Annotated in this window: 13 protein-coding genes; 5 read left to right on the top strand and 8 right to left on the bottom strand. The window is 72.9% G+C overall.

What is annotated here, in order from left to right; translation table 11 throughout:
* Nucleotides 1-70: 70 nt before the first annotated feature.
* A complete protein-coding gene (locus tag C1701_RS02290) occupies nucleotides 71-1,093 on the bottom strand; it encodes an adenosine deaminase (protein WP_026419239.1) in 1,023 nt (340 codons plus the stop codon).
* A gap of 332 nt (nucleotides 1,094-1,425) precedes the next feature.
* Between C1701_RS02290 and C1701_RS02295 the strand changes: the two genes are divergently transcribed.
* The 3 genes from C1701_RS02295 (at nucleotide 1,426) to C1701_RS02305 (ending at nucleotide 4,200) form a co-directional block, all read left to right on the top strand.
* Entirely contained in the window at nucleotides 1,426-2,196 is a 771-nt protein-coding gene (locus C1701_RS02295) for a FadR/GntR family transcriptional regulator (RefSeq protein ID WP_103055449.1), read from the top strand.
* Between the two features lie 130 nt (nucleotides 2,197-2,326).
* Nucleotides 2,327-3,208, top strand: coding sequence for a transketolase (locus tag C1701_RS02300; protein WP_026419238.1), 882 nt, complete (start codon nucleotides 2,327-2,329; stop codon nucleotides 3,206-3,208).
* A complete protein-coding gene (locus C1701_RS02305; protein WP_030107471.1) occupies nucleotides 3,205-4,200 on the top strand; it encodes a transketolase family protein in 996 nt (331 codons plus the stop codon). The genes C1701_RS02300 and C1701_RS02305 overlap by 4 nt, the downstream gene beginning before the upstream one ends.
* Before the next feature lie 120 nt (nucleotides 4,201-4,320).
* On the opposite strand, the gene C1701_RS02310 is transcribed toward C1701_RS02305, so the two are convergent.
* From C1701_RS02310 to C1701_RS02325, 3 genes are all read right to left on the bottom strand, one after another.
* Nucleotides 4,321-4,992: a lytic polysaccharide monooxygenase auxiliary activity family 9 protein gene (locus C1701_RS02310; RefSeq protein ID WP_081715513.1), complete on the bottom strand. Its 672-nt coding sequence runs from the start codon at nucleotides 4,990-4,992 to the stop codon at nucleotides 4,321-4,323.
* Between the two features lie 979 nt (nucleotides 4,993-5,971).
* Nucleotides 5,972-7,294, bottom strand: a complete 1,323-nt coding sequence (locus tag C1701_RS02320; RefSeq protein ID WP_103055452.1) for an enolase C-terminal domain-like protein — start codon at nucleotides 7,292-7,294, stop codon at nucleotides 5,972-5,974.
* 123 nt (nucleotides 7,295-7,417) lie between these two features.
* Entirely contained in the window at nucleotides 7,418-9,337 is a 1,920-nt protein-coding gene (locus C1701_RS02325; RefSeq protein WP_103055453.1) for a rhamnogalacturonan lyase family protein, read from the bottom strand.
* Nucleotides 9,338-9,977: 640 nt separating this feature from the next.
* Between C1701_RS02325 and C1701_RS02335 the strand changes: the two genes are divergently transcribed.
* Nucleotides 9,978-11,300: an acyl-CoA dehydrogenase family protein gene (locus tag C1701_RS02335; protein ID WP_337662088.1), complete on the top strand. Its 1,323-nt coding sequence runs from the start codon at nucleotides 9,978-9,980 to the stop codon at nucleotides 11,298-11,300.
* A 284-nt stretch (nucleotides 11,301-11,584) separates the two neighbouring features.
* Nucleotides 11,585-12,346, top strand: coding sequence for a class I SAM-dependent methyltransferase (locus C1701_RS02340; RefSeq protein ID WP_051314075.1), 762 nt, complete (start codon nucleotides 11,585-11,587; stop codon nucleotides 12,344-12,346).
* A gap of 113 nt (nucleotides 12,347-12,459) precedes the next feature.
* On the opposite strand, the gene C1701_RS02345 is transcribed toward C1701_RS02340, so the two are convergent.
* The 4 genes from C1701_RS02345 to accA form a co-directional block, all read right to left on the bottom strand.
* A complete protein-coding gene (locus C1701_RS02345) occupies nucleotides 12,460-13,164 on the bottom strand; it encodes a lytic polysaccharide monooxygenase auxiliary activity family 9 protein (protein WP_026419231.1) in 705 nt (234 codons plus the stop codon).
* Between the two features lie 542 nt (nucleotides 13,165-13,706).
* Complete coding sequence (locus C1701_RS02350) at nucleotides 13,707-15,182, bottom strand: acetyl-CoA carboxylase biotin carboxylase subunit (protein WP_081715511.1); 1,476 nt, start codon at nucleotides 15,180-15,182, stop codon at nucleotides 13,707-13,709.
* A 3-nt stretch (nucleotides 15,183-15,185) separates the two neighbouring features.
* Nucleotides 15,186-15,698, bottom strand: a complete 513-nt coding sequence (gene accB, locus C1701_RS02355) for an acetyl-CoA carboxylase biotin carboxyl carrier protein (protein WP_035292361.1) — start codon at nucleotides 15,696-15,698, stop codon at nucleotides 15,186-15,188.
* Nucleotides 15,695-17,413: an acetyl-CoA carboxylase carboxyl transferase subunit alpha gene (gene accA, locus C1701_RS02360; RefSeq protein WP_051314077.1), complete on the bottom strand. Its 1,719-nt coding sequence runs from the start codon at nucleotides 17,411-17,413 to the stop codon at nucleotides 15,695-15,697. Before accA ends, accB begins: the two co-directional genes overlap by 4 nt.
* Nucleotides 17,414-17,520: the final 107 nt, after the last annotated feature.

The following is a 17,520-nucleotide window of genomic DNA, read 5'->3' on the forward strand; positions in this document are numbered from 1 at the left end:
CCGGGGCCGGTGCCCCGGCGACCGCGAACGCGCCCGACGTCCCCGGTCGGGTGACGCCGGGCGCGGCGGGTCAGGCGGCGCCGTGCTCCCTGGCGTAGGCGTCGAGCTCGTCGAGGAAGGCGTCCCGCCGGCCGGCGGCCAGCCAGGAGATGGTGAAGGCGTTGCGCTGCAACGCCACCAGGTCCGCTTCGTCGAGGTCGAGCTCCCCGGCGAGGGCGACCAGGTTCTCGCTGACGTAGCCGCCGAAGTAGGCGGGGTCGTCGGAGTTGACCGACACGGGAACCCCCCGGTCGAGCAGGGCGCGGATCTCGGGGGCCTTCATGCTGGCCGTGACGACGCCGTTGGAGATCGGGCAGGCGGTCAGGCCGATGCCCCGGCGCAGCACCTCCTCGACCAACGCGTCGTCCTCCAGGACGTTCAGGCCGTGGTCGATGCGGTCGACCCCGATGACCTCCAGCACCTGGCGGAGGTGCTCGGTGGTGTTCTCCTGGTCGATGTCGCAGTGCATGGTGAGCAGGTAGCCCTCGGCCCTGGCCCTGGCGAAGACGGCGGCGAACTTCTCCGGCGGGTTGCCCTTCTCGTCGGAGTCGAGGCCGACGCCGACGATCCAGTCCTTGTAGGGCAGCGACTCCATCAGGGTCGCCATCGCGTACTCGGCGGAGAAGTCACGCAGGAAGCAGAGGATCAGCTCGGCGTGCACGCCGAGGTCCCGCTGGGCGTCGACCACGCCCTGCCGCAGCCCCCGCACCACGGTCGGGAAGGGCACGCCCCGCGAGGTGTGGGCCTGGGGGTCGAAGAAGATCTCGGTGTGGCGGACGTTCTGGTCGGCCGCCCGCCGCAGGTAGGCGTAGACCAGGTCGCGGAAGTCCCGTTCGGTCAGCAGCACCCGCATCCCGTCGTAGTAGACGCCGAGGAAGGACGGGAGGTCGTGGAACTGGTAACTGGCCCGGAGTTCGTCGACGTCGGCGAAGGGCAGTTCGAGCCCGTTGCGCTCGGCCAGCTCGAACTTGAGCTCGGGTTCGAGGGTCCCCTCGATGTGGACGTGCAGTTCGGCCTTGGGCAGGCCGGCGACGAACTCGGCCGAGACGGGCACGGCGGGCTCCCTCCGTGGTGGTGGTGCCCGGCCGTCTTCGGCGGCCGGGGTGGTCGCGGCCGGTCGGCCCGCTCGGGACGGGCGCCCGGCGTGCGGACAGATCCGGATCGTACGCAGGAAAACCCCTGATCACGCGGTGGGGTGAGCGGTGGGCACCGGGTGGCGACCGGCGGTGTCGGACCGGGCACGGAGGGCTGTCGAGCCCCGGTGGGTCGCGGTGTGGCGCGGCCCACGCGCACCGGAGATTGGTCAGACCAAGGCCTTGACACGGGTGGGGCGCGCTGTCTAGCGTCCCGACGAAGATTTGGTCAGACCAATGCGGGGAGGCCGGGGTGGAGCCGCACCTCATCACCCTCGTGGACGCGTTGCGCCAGGCCGCGACCCCCGAGGAGCACACCGGTCGGCTCCGGCTGCCCCCGGAACGGGAGCTGGGCGCACGACTGGCCATGAGCCGGGCGACGCTGCGCGAACAGCTCTCCAGCCTGGAGATGTTGGGCTTCCTCCACCGCACCCAGGGACGGGGCACCTACCTGGAGGTGCCCGACGCCAACTTCATGCGGCTCTACTTCAGCCTCGCCATGCGGCTGGGGCACATCAGCGGACCGCAGTTCGAACGGGCGAGGGAACTCCTCGAACTCTCCGTCGCCGCCGAGGCCGCGACCCTCGCCTCCCCCGAGGACGTGCGGGCGCTGCGCGCCGACGTCGACGCGATGGTCGAGTCCTCCCTGGCCGGGCGGGTCGAGGCGGCCACCGACGCCGACTTCACCTTCCACCACCGCCTGTTCCGGATCGTCGACAACCCGATGTTCGACTTCCTCCACGACGGCATCGGCTACGTGCTGCGGGACGAGCTGACCGCACGGCGGGCCGCCGCGCTGGCTGCCGAACGCCGTGCCGGCCGGGACGGCTGGGAGACCGACCACGTCCACTACGAGGTCGTCGACGCGATCGAGGCCGGCGATCCGAGGGCGGCGCGGGAGGCGATGGCCCGCCACTTCACCCTGTGGCGCGACCTCACCGCCCGGTCCACGCCCGCCCCCACCAACCACTCCTCCACCGGGCACCCCGCCGGGCCGGTCGACCAGCCGGCCGCGGGTGGGTGAGCGGAGGAGGACGACCGCACCTCCGAACACCGGCGGCGGCCCCCGGTGGACACCGGGGCGGTCGCGGCAGGGCACCCGGGGCTTCCCGGCCGTGCCCACCAGCACCACCACTACGAGAAGGGAGCCGATGATGACCGCGACGCAGGACGTCGACCGCGCCGCGCCCGCCGGCCCGTCGTTCGAGGACCGGGTTCGCCGGGTGGCGGACGCGGCCCACCGGATGCGCCACCACGTGCTGAACATGGGCGAGGTCCAGGGGCAGGGCTACGTCGGCCAGGCCCTCGGCGTCGCCGACGTGCTCGCCGTGGCGTACCAGGACCAGCTGCGCCTGCGGCCGGCGGACCCGCACTGGGACGAGCGGGACCGGTTCCTGCTCTCCATCGGGCACTACGCGATCGCCCTGTACGCGGCGCTGGCCGAGGCGGGGGTGATCCCCGTCGAGGAACTGGAGACCTACGGCTCCGACGAGAGCCGCCTGCCGATGTCGGGCATGGCCTCCTACACGCCCGGCATGGAGATCTCCGGCGGGTCGCTGGGCCACGGCCTGGGCGTCGGGGTCGGGATGGCGCTGGGCCTGCGGCACCGGGGGGTCGCTTCCCGCGTCGTGAACCTCCTCTCCGACGGCGAGCTCGACGAGGGCTCCACCTGGGAGGCCGCGATGGGCGCCGCCCACCACCGGCTGGGGAACCTGACCGCCGTGGTCGACATGAACGCCCTGCAGGCGGACGGGCCGACGGCCGGTGTGCTGGCCATCGAGCCGGTGGAGCGCAAGTGGGAGGCCTTCGGCTGGCACACCGTGCGGGTGGACGGCAACGACGTGCCCGCGCTGCTGCGCGCCTTCGACAGCCTCGCCGAGGCCGACGCCGACACCCCCCGGGTCGTCATCTGCGACACCCGGATCGGGTCCGGGGTCCCGCTGCTGGAGACCCGGGAGAAGGCGCACTTCATGCGCATCGACGAGCACGAGTGGCAGATCGCCAGGGACCAACTCGACCAGGGAGCGCAGCGATGAGCACGCCGACGAGGAAACGGCTGACCACCTCGGCGATGATCGCCTCGTTCGTCGACGAGGGGCAGCGCACCACCCCCGCGCCGTTCGGGCACGCCCTGTCCCGGCTGGCGGAGGAACGCCCCGAGATCGTCGGCTTGACCGCCGACCTGGGCAAGTACACCGACATGCACGTCTTCGCCCAGGCTCACCCCGACCGGTTCTTCCAGATGGGCATGTCCGAGCAGCTGCTGCTCGGCGCGGCCGCCGGGATGGCCGAGGTGGGTCTGGTGCCCTTCGCCTCCACCTACTCGGTGTTCGCGACGCGGCGCGCCTACGACTTCCTGTGCCTGGACGCCGCCGAGCCGGGGCTGAACGTCAACATCGTCGGGGGGCTGCCGGGCCTGACGACGGGTTACGGGCCCAGCCACCAGGCGACGGAGGACATCGCGATCCTGCGGGGCATGCCCGGGCTGACGATCGTGGACCCCTGCGACTCGGTGGACATCGAGCAGGCGGTCCCGGCGCTGGCCGAGGTGGCGGGCCCCACCTACCTGCGGTTGCTGCGCGGCAAGGTCCCCACGGTGCTCGACGAGTACGACTACACCTTCGAGGTGGGTCGGGCCGCCGAGCTGCGCACGGGTCGCGACGTGACGCTGGTGTCCAGCGGTCTGATGACGATGCGGGCGTTGTCGGCGGCCGAGCGACTGGCCGAGCACCGGGTCGACGTGGGGGTGCTGCACGTGCCCACGATCAAGCCGTTGGACACCGAGGCCGTGCTGCGGGTGGGCCGGTCCGACCGGCTGGTCGTGACGGTGGAGAACCACAGCGTGGTCGGCGGGCTCGGCGAGGCCGTGGCGTCCTGCCTGGCGTTCAACGGCGTCGGTCGCGACCTGGTGCCGGTCGCCCTGCCCGACGAGTTCCTGGCCGCCGGGGCGCTGCCCACCCTGCACGACCGGTACGGCTTGTCCACCGACCGGCTGGTGCGCCGGGTGCTGGACGCGTTGGAGGTCTGATCCGGGCCGCGACCGCCCCGGTCTCCGGGTGTGGTCGCCCCTCCTGGAGGACGGGGTGGGGAGCCTGGTCGGCTCCCCACCCCGTGTTCCCTGCCTGGTTCGCTCAGCTGGCGAACCCGGTCACTCGAAGATCACGTCGGAGCAGTTGTAGAAGGCCTCCGGGCTGTCCGAGCGCTGCCAGATCGAGTAGATGATGTGCCGGCCGCTCTTGTCGGGCAGGTCGGCGGACCAGGTGTACTCGGCGCCGTGCGGGCCGCTGCCGTTGATCGGCGGGTCGGTGACGACGTCGAAGGGCTCGGGCTCCAGGTCGGACCACTTCAGCGGCTGGGTCGGGTCCCAACCGTCCTTGGTGACGTACTGGTACCAGGTGCCGGGGTGCGGGGCCCAGGCGTTGTAGCGGATGGTCACCGTCTCACCGGCGGGCATGGTCGTGGTGGGCCAGTCGGTCCTGGCCTGGTTGTAGGCGGCGTAGGTGTCGCCGGGGCCGCACAGGCGCCCGTCGGGGATGATCTCCTGGTGGCGGCCGCCCGCGTCGGGGAGGAGGTTGCCGAACCAGTTCCACAGCGCGTTCTTGCCACCCATCTCGATGGCGTCGGCGCAGGCCGGGTTGGTCGGGTCGAGGTCACCGCCGATGCCGCCGGCGAGACCGTCCACGTAGCAGGCGTAGGTCCTGGTCTGCGGGTAGGTCAGGCCGCCGTGCGCCAAGGCCACCTGGGGCGGGATCGCGAGAGCGAACATACCGGCGAGGCCGGCCAGCAGGCCGAAGAACCTCAGTTTTCCTTTCACCTTCACCTTGGTCTCCTTGATCGACTGGTCAGCGTTGGTCAGTCGTCCGCTCCCCGCCGTCCGCGCCGGTCGACCACGGTCGACCACCGGGGCCGCGTCTGGCCCGACGCCGCCGCCGGTGGTCGACCGGCCGCCCGGGGCCGTCCGCGTCGACCGAGGTGCTGGCCGGCGCGGTCTCCGCTCTGGCTGCCGCCGGAGGAACGACCCACGGGATAACTGGGAGCGCTCCCAGAGTGGGGCCGGCACGCACGGTGTGTCAACACCTGGTCAGCGACCAACACGGCAAATACTCCTGTTGCCGCACCGACCCAGCTCCGAAGATCCCAGCGCGACCGGACGGCCTCAGCCCGAGCCGGGGCGCTGAGCAGGGCAAAGAACGCCGTCCGGTTTCGGTTCGACGAAACGCGTGACCCAACCGGACGGCGAGGCGGCCGAGGGGGGGTCAGCGGCCACCGATCCGGCCTCGGACCCTGCGACGCAACCGGTTCCCCGCACCGGCGGCCACGGGGCCCGCGCACGCCGCACGTCGGTCACCGACACCGTTCCCGCTGGCCAGGAGACCGCGACCGCCGCCGTCGACATTGGTGGCGACCACCGGGCGCTCCGCGTGGACACCGATCACCCCATGCCTCCTTGGAGCGCTCCCATCACGTGGCGGGATCGCGTCGGCGCGTTCGCCCCCAGGACTCCCGGGACATGCCGCACGGGGGCGGGGCCGCCCCGGCGCCGGGGGCCAGGGCCGCCCGCGTCGGCGCGCGTGATGACGCCGGAGGTTCACCGCCCGCTCGGGTCGCACCAGCGACGTCGTTCGCTGGGCCGGCGGCTCCTCCGAGTGGACACCGCCGGTGAGCTGCCGACGCGGACCTCCCCCGTCCCGAGCGGCCGGCCCCGGGTGTTACCGGCGTGGGCACGGCGGGCCCGCTGGTCGAGCGGCCACCGGAGGCGCGGCGACCGGCCACGGCCGGACGTCGGGCGCGAGTGCCACCTACCCCGAGGTGGGAACGCGGTCGGCGACCCAGGCGACACCGTCGGGGTAGCGGTGCGCGGCGCGGGAGGCGGTGCGGATCTGCGCGGAGAAACCCGGGCGTTCGGGGGCGAGGTAACGGCCGCCGCGCACCCGCACCGGGTCCACGAAGTGCTCGTGCAGGTGGTCGACGTACTCGATGACCCGGTCATCCCAGGTCCCGCTGACGGCGAGGTAGTCGAACATGGCGAGGTGCTGGACGAGTTCGCACAGGCCCACCCCGCCGGCGTGCGGGCACACCGGTCGGCCGAACTTCGCGGCCAGCAACAGGATCGCGACGTTCTCGTTCACCCCGGCCACCCGCGCCGCGTCGATCTGCACGACGTCGATCGCGTCGGCCTGGAGGAACTGTTTGAACATGACCCGGTTGTGGATGTGCTCGCCGCTGGCCACCCGCACCGGGGCGACGCCCCGCCGGATGGCGGCGTGTCCGAGCACGTCGTCGGGGCTGGTGGGCTCCTCGATCCACCACGGGTCGTACGGCGCCAGCGCCCGCGTCCAGTCGATCGCCTCGGCCACGTCCCACCGCTGGTTGGCGTCCACGGCGATGCGCACGTCGGGGCCGGCGATCTCCCGGGCGACCCGCAGCCGGCGCAGGTCGTCGTCGAGGTCCGCGCCGACCTTGAGCTTGATCTGGGTGAAGCCGGCGGCCAGCGCCTCCCGGACGAGCCTGGTGAGCTTCGCGTCGTCGTACCCGAGCCAGCCGGGCGAGGTGGTGTAGGCGGGGTAGCCCTCGGCGAGCAGGCGGCGTTCCCGCCCCGCGCGCCCCTCCCGGGCCGAACGCAGGATGTCCAGGGCCTCCGCCCTGGTCAGGGCGTCACTGAGGTAGCGGAAGTCGACGAGGTCGACGACCTCCTCCGGTTCCAGGTCCGCCAGCAGCCGCCACAGCGGTTTGCCCTCCCGCTTGGCCCGCAGGTCCCACAGGGCGTTGACCACGGCGGAGATCGCCATGTGCACGACCCCCTTCTCCGGCCCGAGCCACCGGAGTTGGCTGTCGTGGACGAGGGAACGCCACAGGCCGCCCAGGTCGGCGAGGGTGTCGTCCAGCGGCCGGCCGACGAGGGCCGGCGCGAGGGCGCGGATCGCCGCCACCTGCACGTCGTTGCCCCGCCCGATGGTGAAGGCGAAGCCGTGCCCCTCCAGACCGTCGGCGGCGTCGGTCCGCACCACCACGTAGGCGGCCGAGTAGTCCGGATCGGGGTTCATCGCGTCCGAACCGTCCAGCTCACGGGAGGTGGGGAAGCGGATGTCCTGGGTGTCGATGGCGACGATGGAGGCGGTCATCAGTTACCTTCTCGGGGTCGTCCCGCGCCGGGCGGCGGCGGGTGTCGGCCGCGCGTCGCGGCCGGGTGCCCGGTCCGGGCGGCCTCCCTCCGGGACAGAGGAGGCCACCCGGGACCGGACGTATCAGGTGCCGTCCATGCCCTCGCCGAAGTAGAAGCCCGGCTGGGTGGACTGCATGTAGCCCATGGACTCGGCGGCGAGGCTCGCCCGGTAGTCCCGGTCGTGCAGCAGGGTCGGGAACCGGTACTCGGTCGGGATCGTCGTCGTGTAGATCCGGATCTCGCTGCGGTCGTGCACGTAGAAGACCTCCTCGCGCCAGTCGCCGAAGACGTCCCCGTAGCCCAGCACGGCGTAGCGGTCGGTGCCACCGAACGGGTCGGCCTCCGCCGTCACGAGGTTGACCAGTTCCTCGTTCTCGTAGTCCCACTTGTCGATGTAGATGCCGTCGAGCAGCTCGCGGAGCAGGTCGCCGTCCCACCAGATGCCGTAGTTCACGCTGGCGGGTCGGGTGCCGATCCGCTCACCCCTGGCGTTGTAGAGGCCGTCGACGGGTGCCACCACCTCGACGATGCCCTGCGGGTTGGGGCGGCCTCCCCACACCTCCAGGCCCGGGTGGCGGGGGTCGATGTCGGCGGCCATGCCCCGGCCCACGTCGTCCCACTTCTCGCCGGTGGGCCCCCACAGCAGGTCGCCCTCCTCGGCGCCCCGCAGGTGGATCGGGTTGCTGTAGTGGCTGTTGACCTCCTGGACGTAGAAGATCTCCAGGCCCTCGCGCTCCGGGTCGATGTCGGTCATGTGGACCCGGTCGCCGTGACCCTCCTCGGTGATCCACAGGGTCGACCCGTCGTCGTCGATGGCGATGCTGCCGTTGATGATCTCGTCGCGGCCGTCACCGTCGATGTCGCCGGTGCGCAGGTTGTGGAACCCGGCGCCCTTCGGGTAGCGGCCGTTCTCGTCGGTCGGCCGGTTCCACTGCCACCGCAGGGTGGCCGTCTCCCCGTCGAAGTCCCAGGCCTCGGCCACCATCTTCGCGTAGGTGCCGCGCAGGGTGATCAGGCTCGGGTTGGCGTCGGGGCCGTCGAGGTAGGCCACCGTCATCAGGTTGCGTTCGGAGCGGTTGCCCCGGTCGTCACCCCAGACCCCCGGTTCGCCCCGGTCGATCCAGTCCTGGCGTTCGATGGTCTCGCCGGTGGCGCCGTCGAGGATCTCGACGTACTCCGGTCCGTCGTAGACCCGCCAGTTCTGGCTGGCCCGGTAGTCGATGACGCCGTCGCCGTTGAGGTCCTCGTCCACCTCACTGGACTTGTAGATGACCTCGGCCTTGCCGTCGCCGTTGAGGTCGTGCACGAGGTAGGGCGTGTACCAGATCCCGGTGCGCAGGTTGACGCCCAGATCGCGGCGCCAGAGGAACTCGCCCTCGCTGGAGTAGCCCTCCAGTTTGTAGGTGTCGCGTGGCTCCTCGCCCTTGGACGGGTCGATGTTCTGGTCGCCACGCTTGATCACGTAATCCATCTCGCCGTCGCCGTCGAGGTCGCCGACGGCGACGTGGCGGGCGGTCTGGTCGATGTCGTCGGCGAGGTCGAAGGAGAAGAACGGCCGGTCCTCGGAGCCGGCGGGCAGCGTGTAGGAGCCGCGCTGGTTGTCCCGGCCGCCGTTGCGGACGGCGTGGACGTGGTAGGTGTTCTCCTTGCCGGGGTCGGCCTCCTCGTCCACCCAGTGGGTGGCGCCGGTGATGGGCTCCCGGTTGAGCTTGGTGCGCCGGCCGTCGGTCTCCCGGAACAGGTGGAAGGCGACGTCGGCGCGGTCGGTCTCCAGCAGGCGCCAGCCGACGTGGACGGCGTCGCCGTCGTGCACGGCGATCACGCCGCGCCCCAGCTGCTGTTCGGCGCCGCCGTACCCACGGGGGATACCGAAGCCGGTGGTCGACGGCGCGTCGGGTTCGGCCACGGCCGCCCCCGATGCGAGCGCCGTCGGCAGGGCGACGGCGGCGGTGATGGCGAGCGCACCGACGGCCACGCGTCTGGGGCGCTTCCGGAACGTCATGGGACAACCTCCGAGTTGGGATGCCGTGATCCACGCTGATCGGACGGAACAGCCCGGATAGGTAGGATGTATCTTGCTCACAACCGGCCATCGGGCGAGACATACCGCGATGTTCTTGGCCGATACCTGACAGATGTCTGATGACTGAGGTGTCCGGCTGAGTCCACCTCGGGCGCGGTGGTCGCCGACGAACCCGGCCCCCGCGAGGACGGCCGTCGACAGCCGGTCGACTCGGCCCGGCCCGCCTCGGGCCCCGACTCGCCGACCGGCCCGACCGTGCTGACCTGGCCTTTCCGTTCACTCCTCGTGGTCGCTGCCCGTGACGACCACGGGGAACGTGAACGTGAATGCCCCCGAACCGGGGACGCGGTGCTCCCTGCGACGCCCGCCCACCCATCGCACACTGGGGACGGTGCCGGGGTTCGGGACACCGTCGACGGTCTCCTCGACGGGCCACCGCCGAACGTCCCGCGCGGCGCCGGACGTGACCCGCCAGTCGCTGCCGGCACGATCGACGGAAGGACCTCCTGGTGCGTTCGACATCGCGCGACCCCCGAACCGCCCCCCTCCCCCGCCGGCTCCCGCGCCCGCCCCGCGGCGCGCCCCGGGAGCTGGTGGGCGCGGAGAGGTTCGGGGCGCCGTGATCGAGCACGGCGCGCCCTCCGGCAGCCGGCCCCGGGACCGGCGCCAGGAGTCGACGCAGCCGGACCTGCCGGTCGGGCTGGTCGGAGAGGACCGGCCCGACCACTGGGGCGGGGTGATCCCGCCGGACGACGCGCCGGCCACCAGTGCCGAGGCCCTGTCCCGGGCCCGCGCGCTGTCCCCCCTGTTCGCGGCGCGCGCCGCCCAGCACGACGAGGCCGGGGCCTTCCCGATCACCGACTTCCAGCAGCTGCGGTCCGCCGGCCTGTTCGGCCTGATGGCACCGCGCAGGTTGGGCGGCACCGGCGCCAGCTTCGGGGACTACGTGGAGATCGCCATCGAGCTGGCCTGCGGGTCCGGGGCGACCGCCCTCGTGTTCAACATGCACTCCTCCGTGGTGGGGGCGCTGACGAGCCTGCCGGCCACGCTCGTGGACGACCCCGACCGGCGGGCGGAGGTGGCCCAGGCCCACGACCGGATCCTGGCGGCGGCCCTGACCGGCAAGCTCTTCGCCGTCGCCCTGAGCGAGCGGAGGGTCGGTTCCCGGTTGTCCAGGATGTCCACCACCTACCACGAGGTGGAACAGGGCTACCGGATCATCGGGGAGAAGTCCTTCGTGTCGGCCGCCGGCCACGCCGACCTCTACCTGGTGGGTGCCCGCTCGGCGGTGGACCGCGACTACTCGACCCCCACCGTCTCCTACTTCGTGGTTCCCGCTGGTTCCGGCGTGGAGGTCGTCCGGTCCTGGGACACCCTCGGGATGCGGGCGACGGCCAGCGACGACCTCCGACTTGACGTCACCGTGGGGCGGGACGCCCTGCTCGGCGGCGTGGAGGGTCTCGCGCCGACGTTCGTCCAGGCGATGCCGCACTGGATGATCGCTTCCTACGCGGCCGTCTACGTCGGAGTGGCCGAGTCCGCGCTGCGGGAGGCCCGCTCCCAGCTCAGCGAGCGCGGCCTCGACCACCTGCCGGCTGTGCGGGGACGGATGGGCCGGGCCGACGCCGCCGTCGCGGCCGCCCGGTTGGCGGTGCGGGAGGCGGCCAACCGGGTCGACCGGGATCCGGGATCGCCGGCCACCAACCGCTGGGTGTGGCGGGCCAAGCTCCTCGCCGGGGACACGGCGGCCACGGTGGCCTCCTCGGTGTTGGAGGCGGCGGGAACGGCGGCCACGACGCGGGGCAACCCGCTGGAGCGGATCTACCGGGACGCCCGGTACGGCGCTCTGCACCCGGCGACGTCGGACGTGTGCGCGGACTGGCTCGGGATCGCGGCCTTGGGTGGGGACCCGGAACGGGACACCGCCGTTCCCCGGTGGTGAGGGGGCGACGTCCTCCGGTTCGCTGGCGCCGCTCGCCCGGGCCGCCGGTGGCGTTCCTCGGGAACGCTGACCGACGTCCCCGACCGCACCCGGGACGCGGCCGGCGCTCCGATCGGACGGGGGCGCTCCCCCGGTTGGCTCTGATCCGGGACCTGGTTCCCTCCCCACGGACGGGTCCGGATCGCTAGGCTGGGAGCCATTACCCGACTCTCGGTCACCGATCACTCACCCGCAGTGTCCGGTCGGATGACTGAATCCCTTCTGGGGATGCCGGAGGATACGTCGTGTTCAATGTCGCTGACCTGCACGAGACGCTGTTGGTCGAGTTTCCGGCGCCCGGGGGCAGCCCCACCGACGACCTCCTGTCCGTGGTCAGGCAACCCCGCCAGCTGCTCGAGCAATGCCGGGTTCCCGAGCACGGCGGGACCGCCCTGGACCTTGGGGGGTGGCCGGGGCACTACGCGCTCGCGCTGGCCACCCGGGGCTTCGACTCGGTTCTGCTCGCCGTCGGCGACGAGCCCCCCTACCGCGAGGACGACCTGCGGTTGCTCGACACCTGCCCCACGGTGGTGCGCACCACGGCCGACCTGCTGCGCCAGCCGTTCGAGCCACCCGACGGCGGCCCGTTCGACACCGTCGTGTGCTGCGGGGAGGCCCTGCTGCGGCTGCCCGGCAAGGACGGGGTGCGGGCGCTGTTCGAGGCGGTGCTGGCCTCGCTGGCGCCGGGCGGGATGTTCGTCGTCGGGTTCGCCGACCTCACCCAGGAACTCCGGGGCCGCGACCGCTTCGTCCAGGGCGCCACCAGCTCCGGTGAGATCACCACCTGGTTCCTGGAGTACACCGGCGAGGACACCGTCCAGGTCCACGACCTGGTGCACCGGCGGGACGACGAGGGCAGCTGGAACCTGCACGGCGGGAGTCGGGTCCTGCTGCGCCTCGCGCCGACCTGGGTCGCCAGTCAGCTCGGGCTGGCCGGGTTCCGGCTCTCGCAGCTGCACAGCGTCCGCCCCGACTCCTGGGTGGTCGTGGGCGAACGGCTGGACTGACCGGGCCCGGCCCGTCGAGGACGGGAGGCCGCCGGCGGGCGGGCCGCGCTCGGGCGCGGTTCCCCCGGACCACGACCGCCGCCCCGGGGGGCGCGCCCCCCGGGGCCGGGTCGTCAGCCGAAGACCACGTCGCTGCACCCGTAGAACGTCTGGTCGAAGTGGCTGGCCTGCCAGATCATGTAGACGATGTGCCGACCGGTGCGGCCGGGGGCCTCCACGTCGATGGACACCGACACCCCACCCAGGGCCGGGTCGTCGCTGGGCGTGCCCTCACCGGGCGGGACCACCCCGGTCTGACCGGCCAGTTCCAGATCACCCCAGCCGAGTTCGTCGGTGGTCGGGTCGAATCCCTGCTTGGTCACGTACACCCGGTAGTAGTCGGCGCCGTGCAGCGCCTGGTCGTGCACGGTCACGGTGAACTCGTTGGCCACCGGGGTCGCGTGCCACTCGCCGGGCACGTCGAGGGCGGCGTAGCGGTCGCCTCCGGTGCGGCCGGCGCTGCACAGCTGACCGTCGGGAATGGCTCCCTCGTGGTCACCGCCCACGCCCTCCCGGTAGACACCGTTCCACTGCCACATCGCGTTGGTGTCGTGCTGCCAGGCCTGCCAGCACATCGGGTCCTCGGTGGCCATCTCCGGATTCTGGAAATCGTGCCCCCACCGTTCCCAGCACCCGTAGTTCCGGGACGGCGGGTCAATGGTGGAACCGTGCGCGGACGCCGTTCCGGCGGAGAACACCATCATGAACATGACGGCCGCGGCCACGGCGGCGACGGCGCGCGCCAGGGGAGAGAGTCGCCTACCTGCGAGTACGGACATTGGGACCTCCTTGTCACCAATGGGTATTCGCGCACCCACGCTACGCCAGTACCGCCGCCGAGAACATCGGCCCGACGGACCACCGAACGGTAGCGAACACAGCCGAGACCACCACTCCAATGCGCGTAATCGTTTCGTGATCGTCCGATCGGGAGCGGAAACAATTCGAAGGAATCGGCGAGATCGCACCGATGAGTTCGACGACAGCGGTCGAACACCGCCGCGCCTCACGACGGGCGCGCGCACCGGGGACACCGCCCGGCCGCTCTCCTCGGCCGCCCCCTCGGCGGAGGGGGTCCGGCGCCCGATCCGGGTACCCGCCCGGTGGCCTCGGCCGTCCGGTACCGGGCTACCACCAGCCCCCGCCCTCGGCTGCGGGGTGTCGCGGGGCCTGCCGCGCTGAGCCGCCGGCGGGGTGGTCCACCCGCGTGGCCGCCAGCGGACCACCAGCACGGCCGACCTCCCGGTCCCCCGGCGACGGGAGGACCACGCCACAGCCGGTGACGCCCGCCCCCGTCCCGTGGCTCGGGGGCGGGCGGGGTTCACCCCGGCTCCACCACCGGCAGTCGGTCGACACCACCCGCGAGCAGCGCCGTGGTGTGCGTCCCCGCCCGGAACGTGGGCTCGGCGAGGACGCGCCGCAGCACCCCGACCGTGGTGCGCAGGCCGGGTCCGGCCACCCGGAACTCGTCCAGGGCGCGGTCCATCCTGGACAACGCCTGGGCCCGGTCCGGCCCCCAGACGACGACCTTCGCCAGCAGCGAGTCGTACTCGGTGGGCACCCGCCACCCCGGGTAGGCGGCCGTGTCGACCCGCACGAAAGGACCGCCGGGTGGGACGAACTCGCTGACCAGCCCCGGGCGGGGCGCGAAGTCGAGGTCGGGGTCCTCGGCGTTGACCCGGCACTCCACCGCCACCCCGCGCGGCACGATCTCCCGCTGGGACAGGCTCACCGGGTGGCCGGCGGCGACCATGAGCTGTTCCCGGACGATGTCCACCCCGGTCACCATCTCGGTGACCGGGTGCTCCACCTGGATGCGGCAGTTCATCTCGATGAACGCGATCTCCTCGCCCTGCACGAGGAACTCGAAGGTGCCCGCGCCCGTGTAGCCGACCGCCCGTGCTCCCCGCACCGCGTACTCGCACAACCGGGAGCGCAGGTCGGCCGACAGCCCGGGAGCCGGGCTCTCCTCCACCAGCTTCTGGTGCCGCCGCTGCACCGAACAGTCCCGCTCCCCCAGGTGCAGCACGGTGCCGTGGGTGTCGGCGAGCACCTGCACCTCGACGTGCCGCGCCCGGTCCCAGTAGCGCTCCACGTAGACGCTGTCGTCGCCGAAGGTGCTTCGCGCGGCGGCCCGGGTCGCCCGGTACGTGGGCACCAGGTCGTCGGCGGCGCGGACCACCGCCATGCCGCGCCCCCCGCCACCGGCGGAGGCCTTGATGATCAGGGGGAAGCCGATCCTGCTGGCGATCTCCACGATCTCGTCGGTGCCGCGCACCGCCTCGGTGGTGCCAGGGAGGACGGGCAGGCCGGCGGCGGCCATCCGCCTTCTGGCCAGGGCCTTGTCCCCCAGTTCCGCCATCACCTCGGGGCGGGGGCCGACGAAGACGAGGCCGTTGTCGGCGCAGATCTCGGCGAAGTCCGGGTCCTCGGACAGGAACCCGTACCCGGGGTGCACGGCCTGCGCGCCGGTGCTCAGCGCCGCCTCGATGACCGCCGGCGCGTACAGGTAGCTGCGCCGGGAGGGCCCGGGTCCGATCCGCACCGACGCGTCGGCGGCCCGCACGGCGGCCGAGTCGTCGTCCGCCGCCGAGTGGGCCACGACGGTGCGGATGCCCAGTTCCCGGCAGCTGCGGATGACGCGCAGCGCGATCTCGCCCCGGTTGGCGACCAGGACGGTGTCGAACGGCGGGCGGGCGCCGGTGGGTCGCGGCCGCCCGTTCTCGGCGACCCCGCCCGGTGTGGTGTGACCGGACACTCCGGGTGCCTCGGTGCTCGGTGTTCGGGAGGTGCCCATCCCCTACTCCTCGTCCGGTTCGACGCGCAGGAGCGGTTGTCCGTACTCGACCGGTTCGGCGTCACCGACGAGGATCTCGGTGACCCGGCCGGCCTGGTCGGCCTCCAGGGGGTTCATCAGCTTCATCGCCTCCACGATGCCCACCTGCTGGCCGACGACGACCTGGTCGCCGACCTCCACGAAGGGCCTCGCGCCGGGTTCCGGCGCCCGGTAGAAGGTGCCGACGAGCGGCGCGGTCAGGACGTGCCCGCTGGCCGCCGCCGGCGTGGCGCCCGAGGGCGCGGTGGCGCCGGAGGCGCTCGGCGGGCCGTCGCCGTCCCCCGGCCGCCAGTCCACCTCGATGCTCGCCTCCCCGCAGCGGACCCGTATCCGTCTCGGTGTTCCGGTCGAGGACCGGAGCGTCTCGGCGACGGCGCGCACGGCGGCGTCCAACGCGGCTGGCCCGCCGCAGCCGGTCACCGTGGTTCCCATTCCCCCGTTGCCGCTGATCGGTTCGCTGGTGTGCAGTGCGGTCATCGTGCTGGCTCCCTCCGGTCGGTTCCGGTGTCGACGGCCCCCAGCTGGCGGAACCGCCGCTTGCGGGCGCGGACCAGGTCGTGGGGGTCCGTCGCCCGGTGTCGGCTCAGGGCGCTGATCACGGCGTCCCGCAGGATCGCGCTGGCCCGGCGCGGGTCCCGGTGCGCGCCGCCGTCCGGTTCGGGGACGACACCGTCGACGACACCGAGCCGCAGGAGGTCGGCGGCGCCCAGGCGCAGGGCGCGGGCGGCGACCTCGACGGCGTTCGGGCTCTTCCACAGGATCGCCGCGCACCCCTCGGGGCTGATCACCGAGTAGATGCCGTTCTCGCAGAGCAGGACCTCGTCGGCGACGGCGAGGGCCAGGGCGCCGCCGCTGCCACCCTCCCCGGTGATGACGCTGACGACGGGAACGGGGAGCTCGCCGAGGGTGCGCAGGCACTCGGCGATGACGTAGGACTGGCCCTGTTCCTCGGCGTCCACCCCGGGGTGGGCTCCCGGGGTGTCCACGACGGTGAGCACCGGCAGCCGGAGTTTGGCCGCGAGCCGCATCAGGCGCAGCGCCTTCCGATAGCCACCGGGGGTGGCCATGCCGAAGTTGCGGTCGACGAGTTCCCGGGTGCCGTGCCCCTTCTGGTGTCCCAACACCAGCAGCGGCAGTCCGTCGAGGATGCCGATCCCGCCGACGACGGCGGGGCAGTCGGCTCCCAGCCGGTCGCCGTGCAGCTCCACGAAGCCGTCGAGCCACCGCCCGAGGTGGTCGAGGGTGGTGGGGCGGTCGCGGTGGCGCGCCAGGTCGACCCGGGTGGCCGCCGGCCTGGGTGTCAGGGCGTCGGGGTCCCGCACCACCGGGTCGGAGGTGGCGGCGCCCCAGTCGGCGGGGGCGCGCCCACTGGCGACGGCGACGGCCGTTCCCAGGAAGCCACGCAGTTCGGCGCGGGGGCGGACCTCGTCGATCAGGCCGTGGCGGAGCAGGAACTCGGCGGTCTGGAACCCCGGGGGCAGGCTCTCCCGCACGGTCTGGGCGATGACCCTCGGGCCGGCGAACCCCATGCGGGCGCCGGGTTCGGCGACGACGATGTCGGAGAGCATGGCGAAGGAGGCGGCAACCCCGCCGTAGGTGGGATCGGTGACGAGGGTGGCGGTCAGCAGGCCCGCGGCGTCCAGGTCGGCCATCGCGCCGCTGGTCCTGGCCATCTGCATCAGGGCGAGCGCGCCCTCCTGCATCCGGGCGCCGCCCGAGGCGGTGGCGAGCAGCAGCGGCACGCCCTCGCTCAGCGCCGTCTCCGCGGCCGTGGTCACGGCCTCGCCCGCCGCCGTGCCGAGGCTGCCCCCGAGGAACCGGAAGTCCATCGCGGCGAGCACGACGGGCTGGCCGTGGAGTGTCCCCCGGTAGCAGCGGACGGCGTCCCGCGACCCGGTGCGGTCGGCGGCCTCGCGGAGCCTGTCCGGGTAGGGCAGCTGGTCGACGAAGCCGAGCGGGTCGAGGGGGACCTCGGGGACGGCGAGTTCGGCCGGGGATCCGGCGTCCAGCAGTCGTTCGGCTCTGGCGGCGGCCGGGAGTCTGCCGTGGCGACCGCAGTCGGGGCAGACGTCGAGCAGCCGGAGGTAGCGCCGGCGGTAGACCAGGCTTCGACATCCTGGGCAGGCGAGCCAGGCACCGTCGGTCCCGGCCGTGCCGGGGGAGGCGGTGGGGGGGTCGGTGGTGAGCCGCACGATCCTGGAGATCCCTCCGCTCGGGCCGCCGGCCGGTCGGGCGGCGGCGAACACTGGGTGGTGATCGGTGGGGCGCCCGGACGTGTCCGCCGGGTGACGGCGGCCCA

It is taken from the genome of Actinoalloteichus sp. AHMU CJ021 (assembly GCF_002895405.1).
Lineage (GTDB): Bacteria > Actinomycetota > Actinomycetes > Mycobacteriales > Pseudonocardiaceae > Actinoalloteichus_B > Actinoalloteichus_B caeruleus.

Excerpts from the sequence above, each read along its gene's own strand:
- C1701_RS02300 (WP_026419238.1), top strand. The coding sequence starts at position 2,327 with ATGACCGCGACGCAGGACGTCGACCGCGCCGCGCCCGCCGGCCCGTCG.
- C1701_RS02305 (WP_030107471.1), top strand. The coding sequence starts at position 3,205 with ATGAGCACGCCGACGAGGAAACGGCTGACCACCTCGGCGATGATCGCC.
- C1701_RS02320 (WP_103055452.1), bottom strand. The coding sequence starts at position 7,294 with ATGACCGCCTCCATCGTCGCCATCGACACCCAGGACATCCGCTTCCCC.
- C1701_RS02325 (WP_103055453.1), bottom strand. The coding sequence starts at position 9,337 with ATGACGTTCCGGAAGCGCCCCAGACGCGTGGCCGTCGGTGCGCTCGCC.
- C1701_RS02345 (WP_026419231.1), bottom strand. The coding sequence starts at position 13,164 with ATGTCCGTACTCGCAGGTAGGCGACTCTCTCCCCTGGCGCGCGCCGTC.
- C1701_RS02350 (WP_081715511.1), bottom strand. The coding sequence starts at position 15,182 with ATGGGCACCTCCCGAACACCGAGCACCGAGGCACCCGGAGTGTCCGGT.
- accB (WP_035292361.1), bottom strand. The coding sequence starts at position 15,698 with ATGACCGCACTGCACACCAGCGAACCGATCAGCGGCAACGGGGGAATG.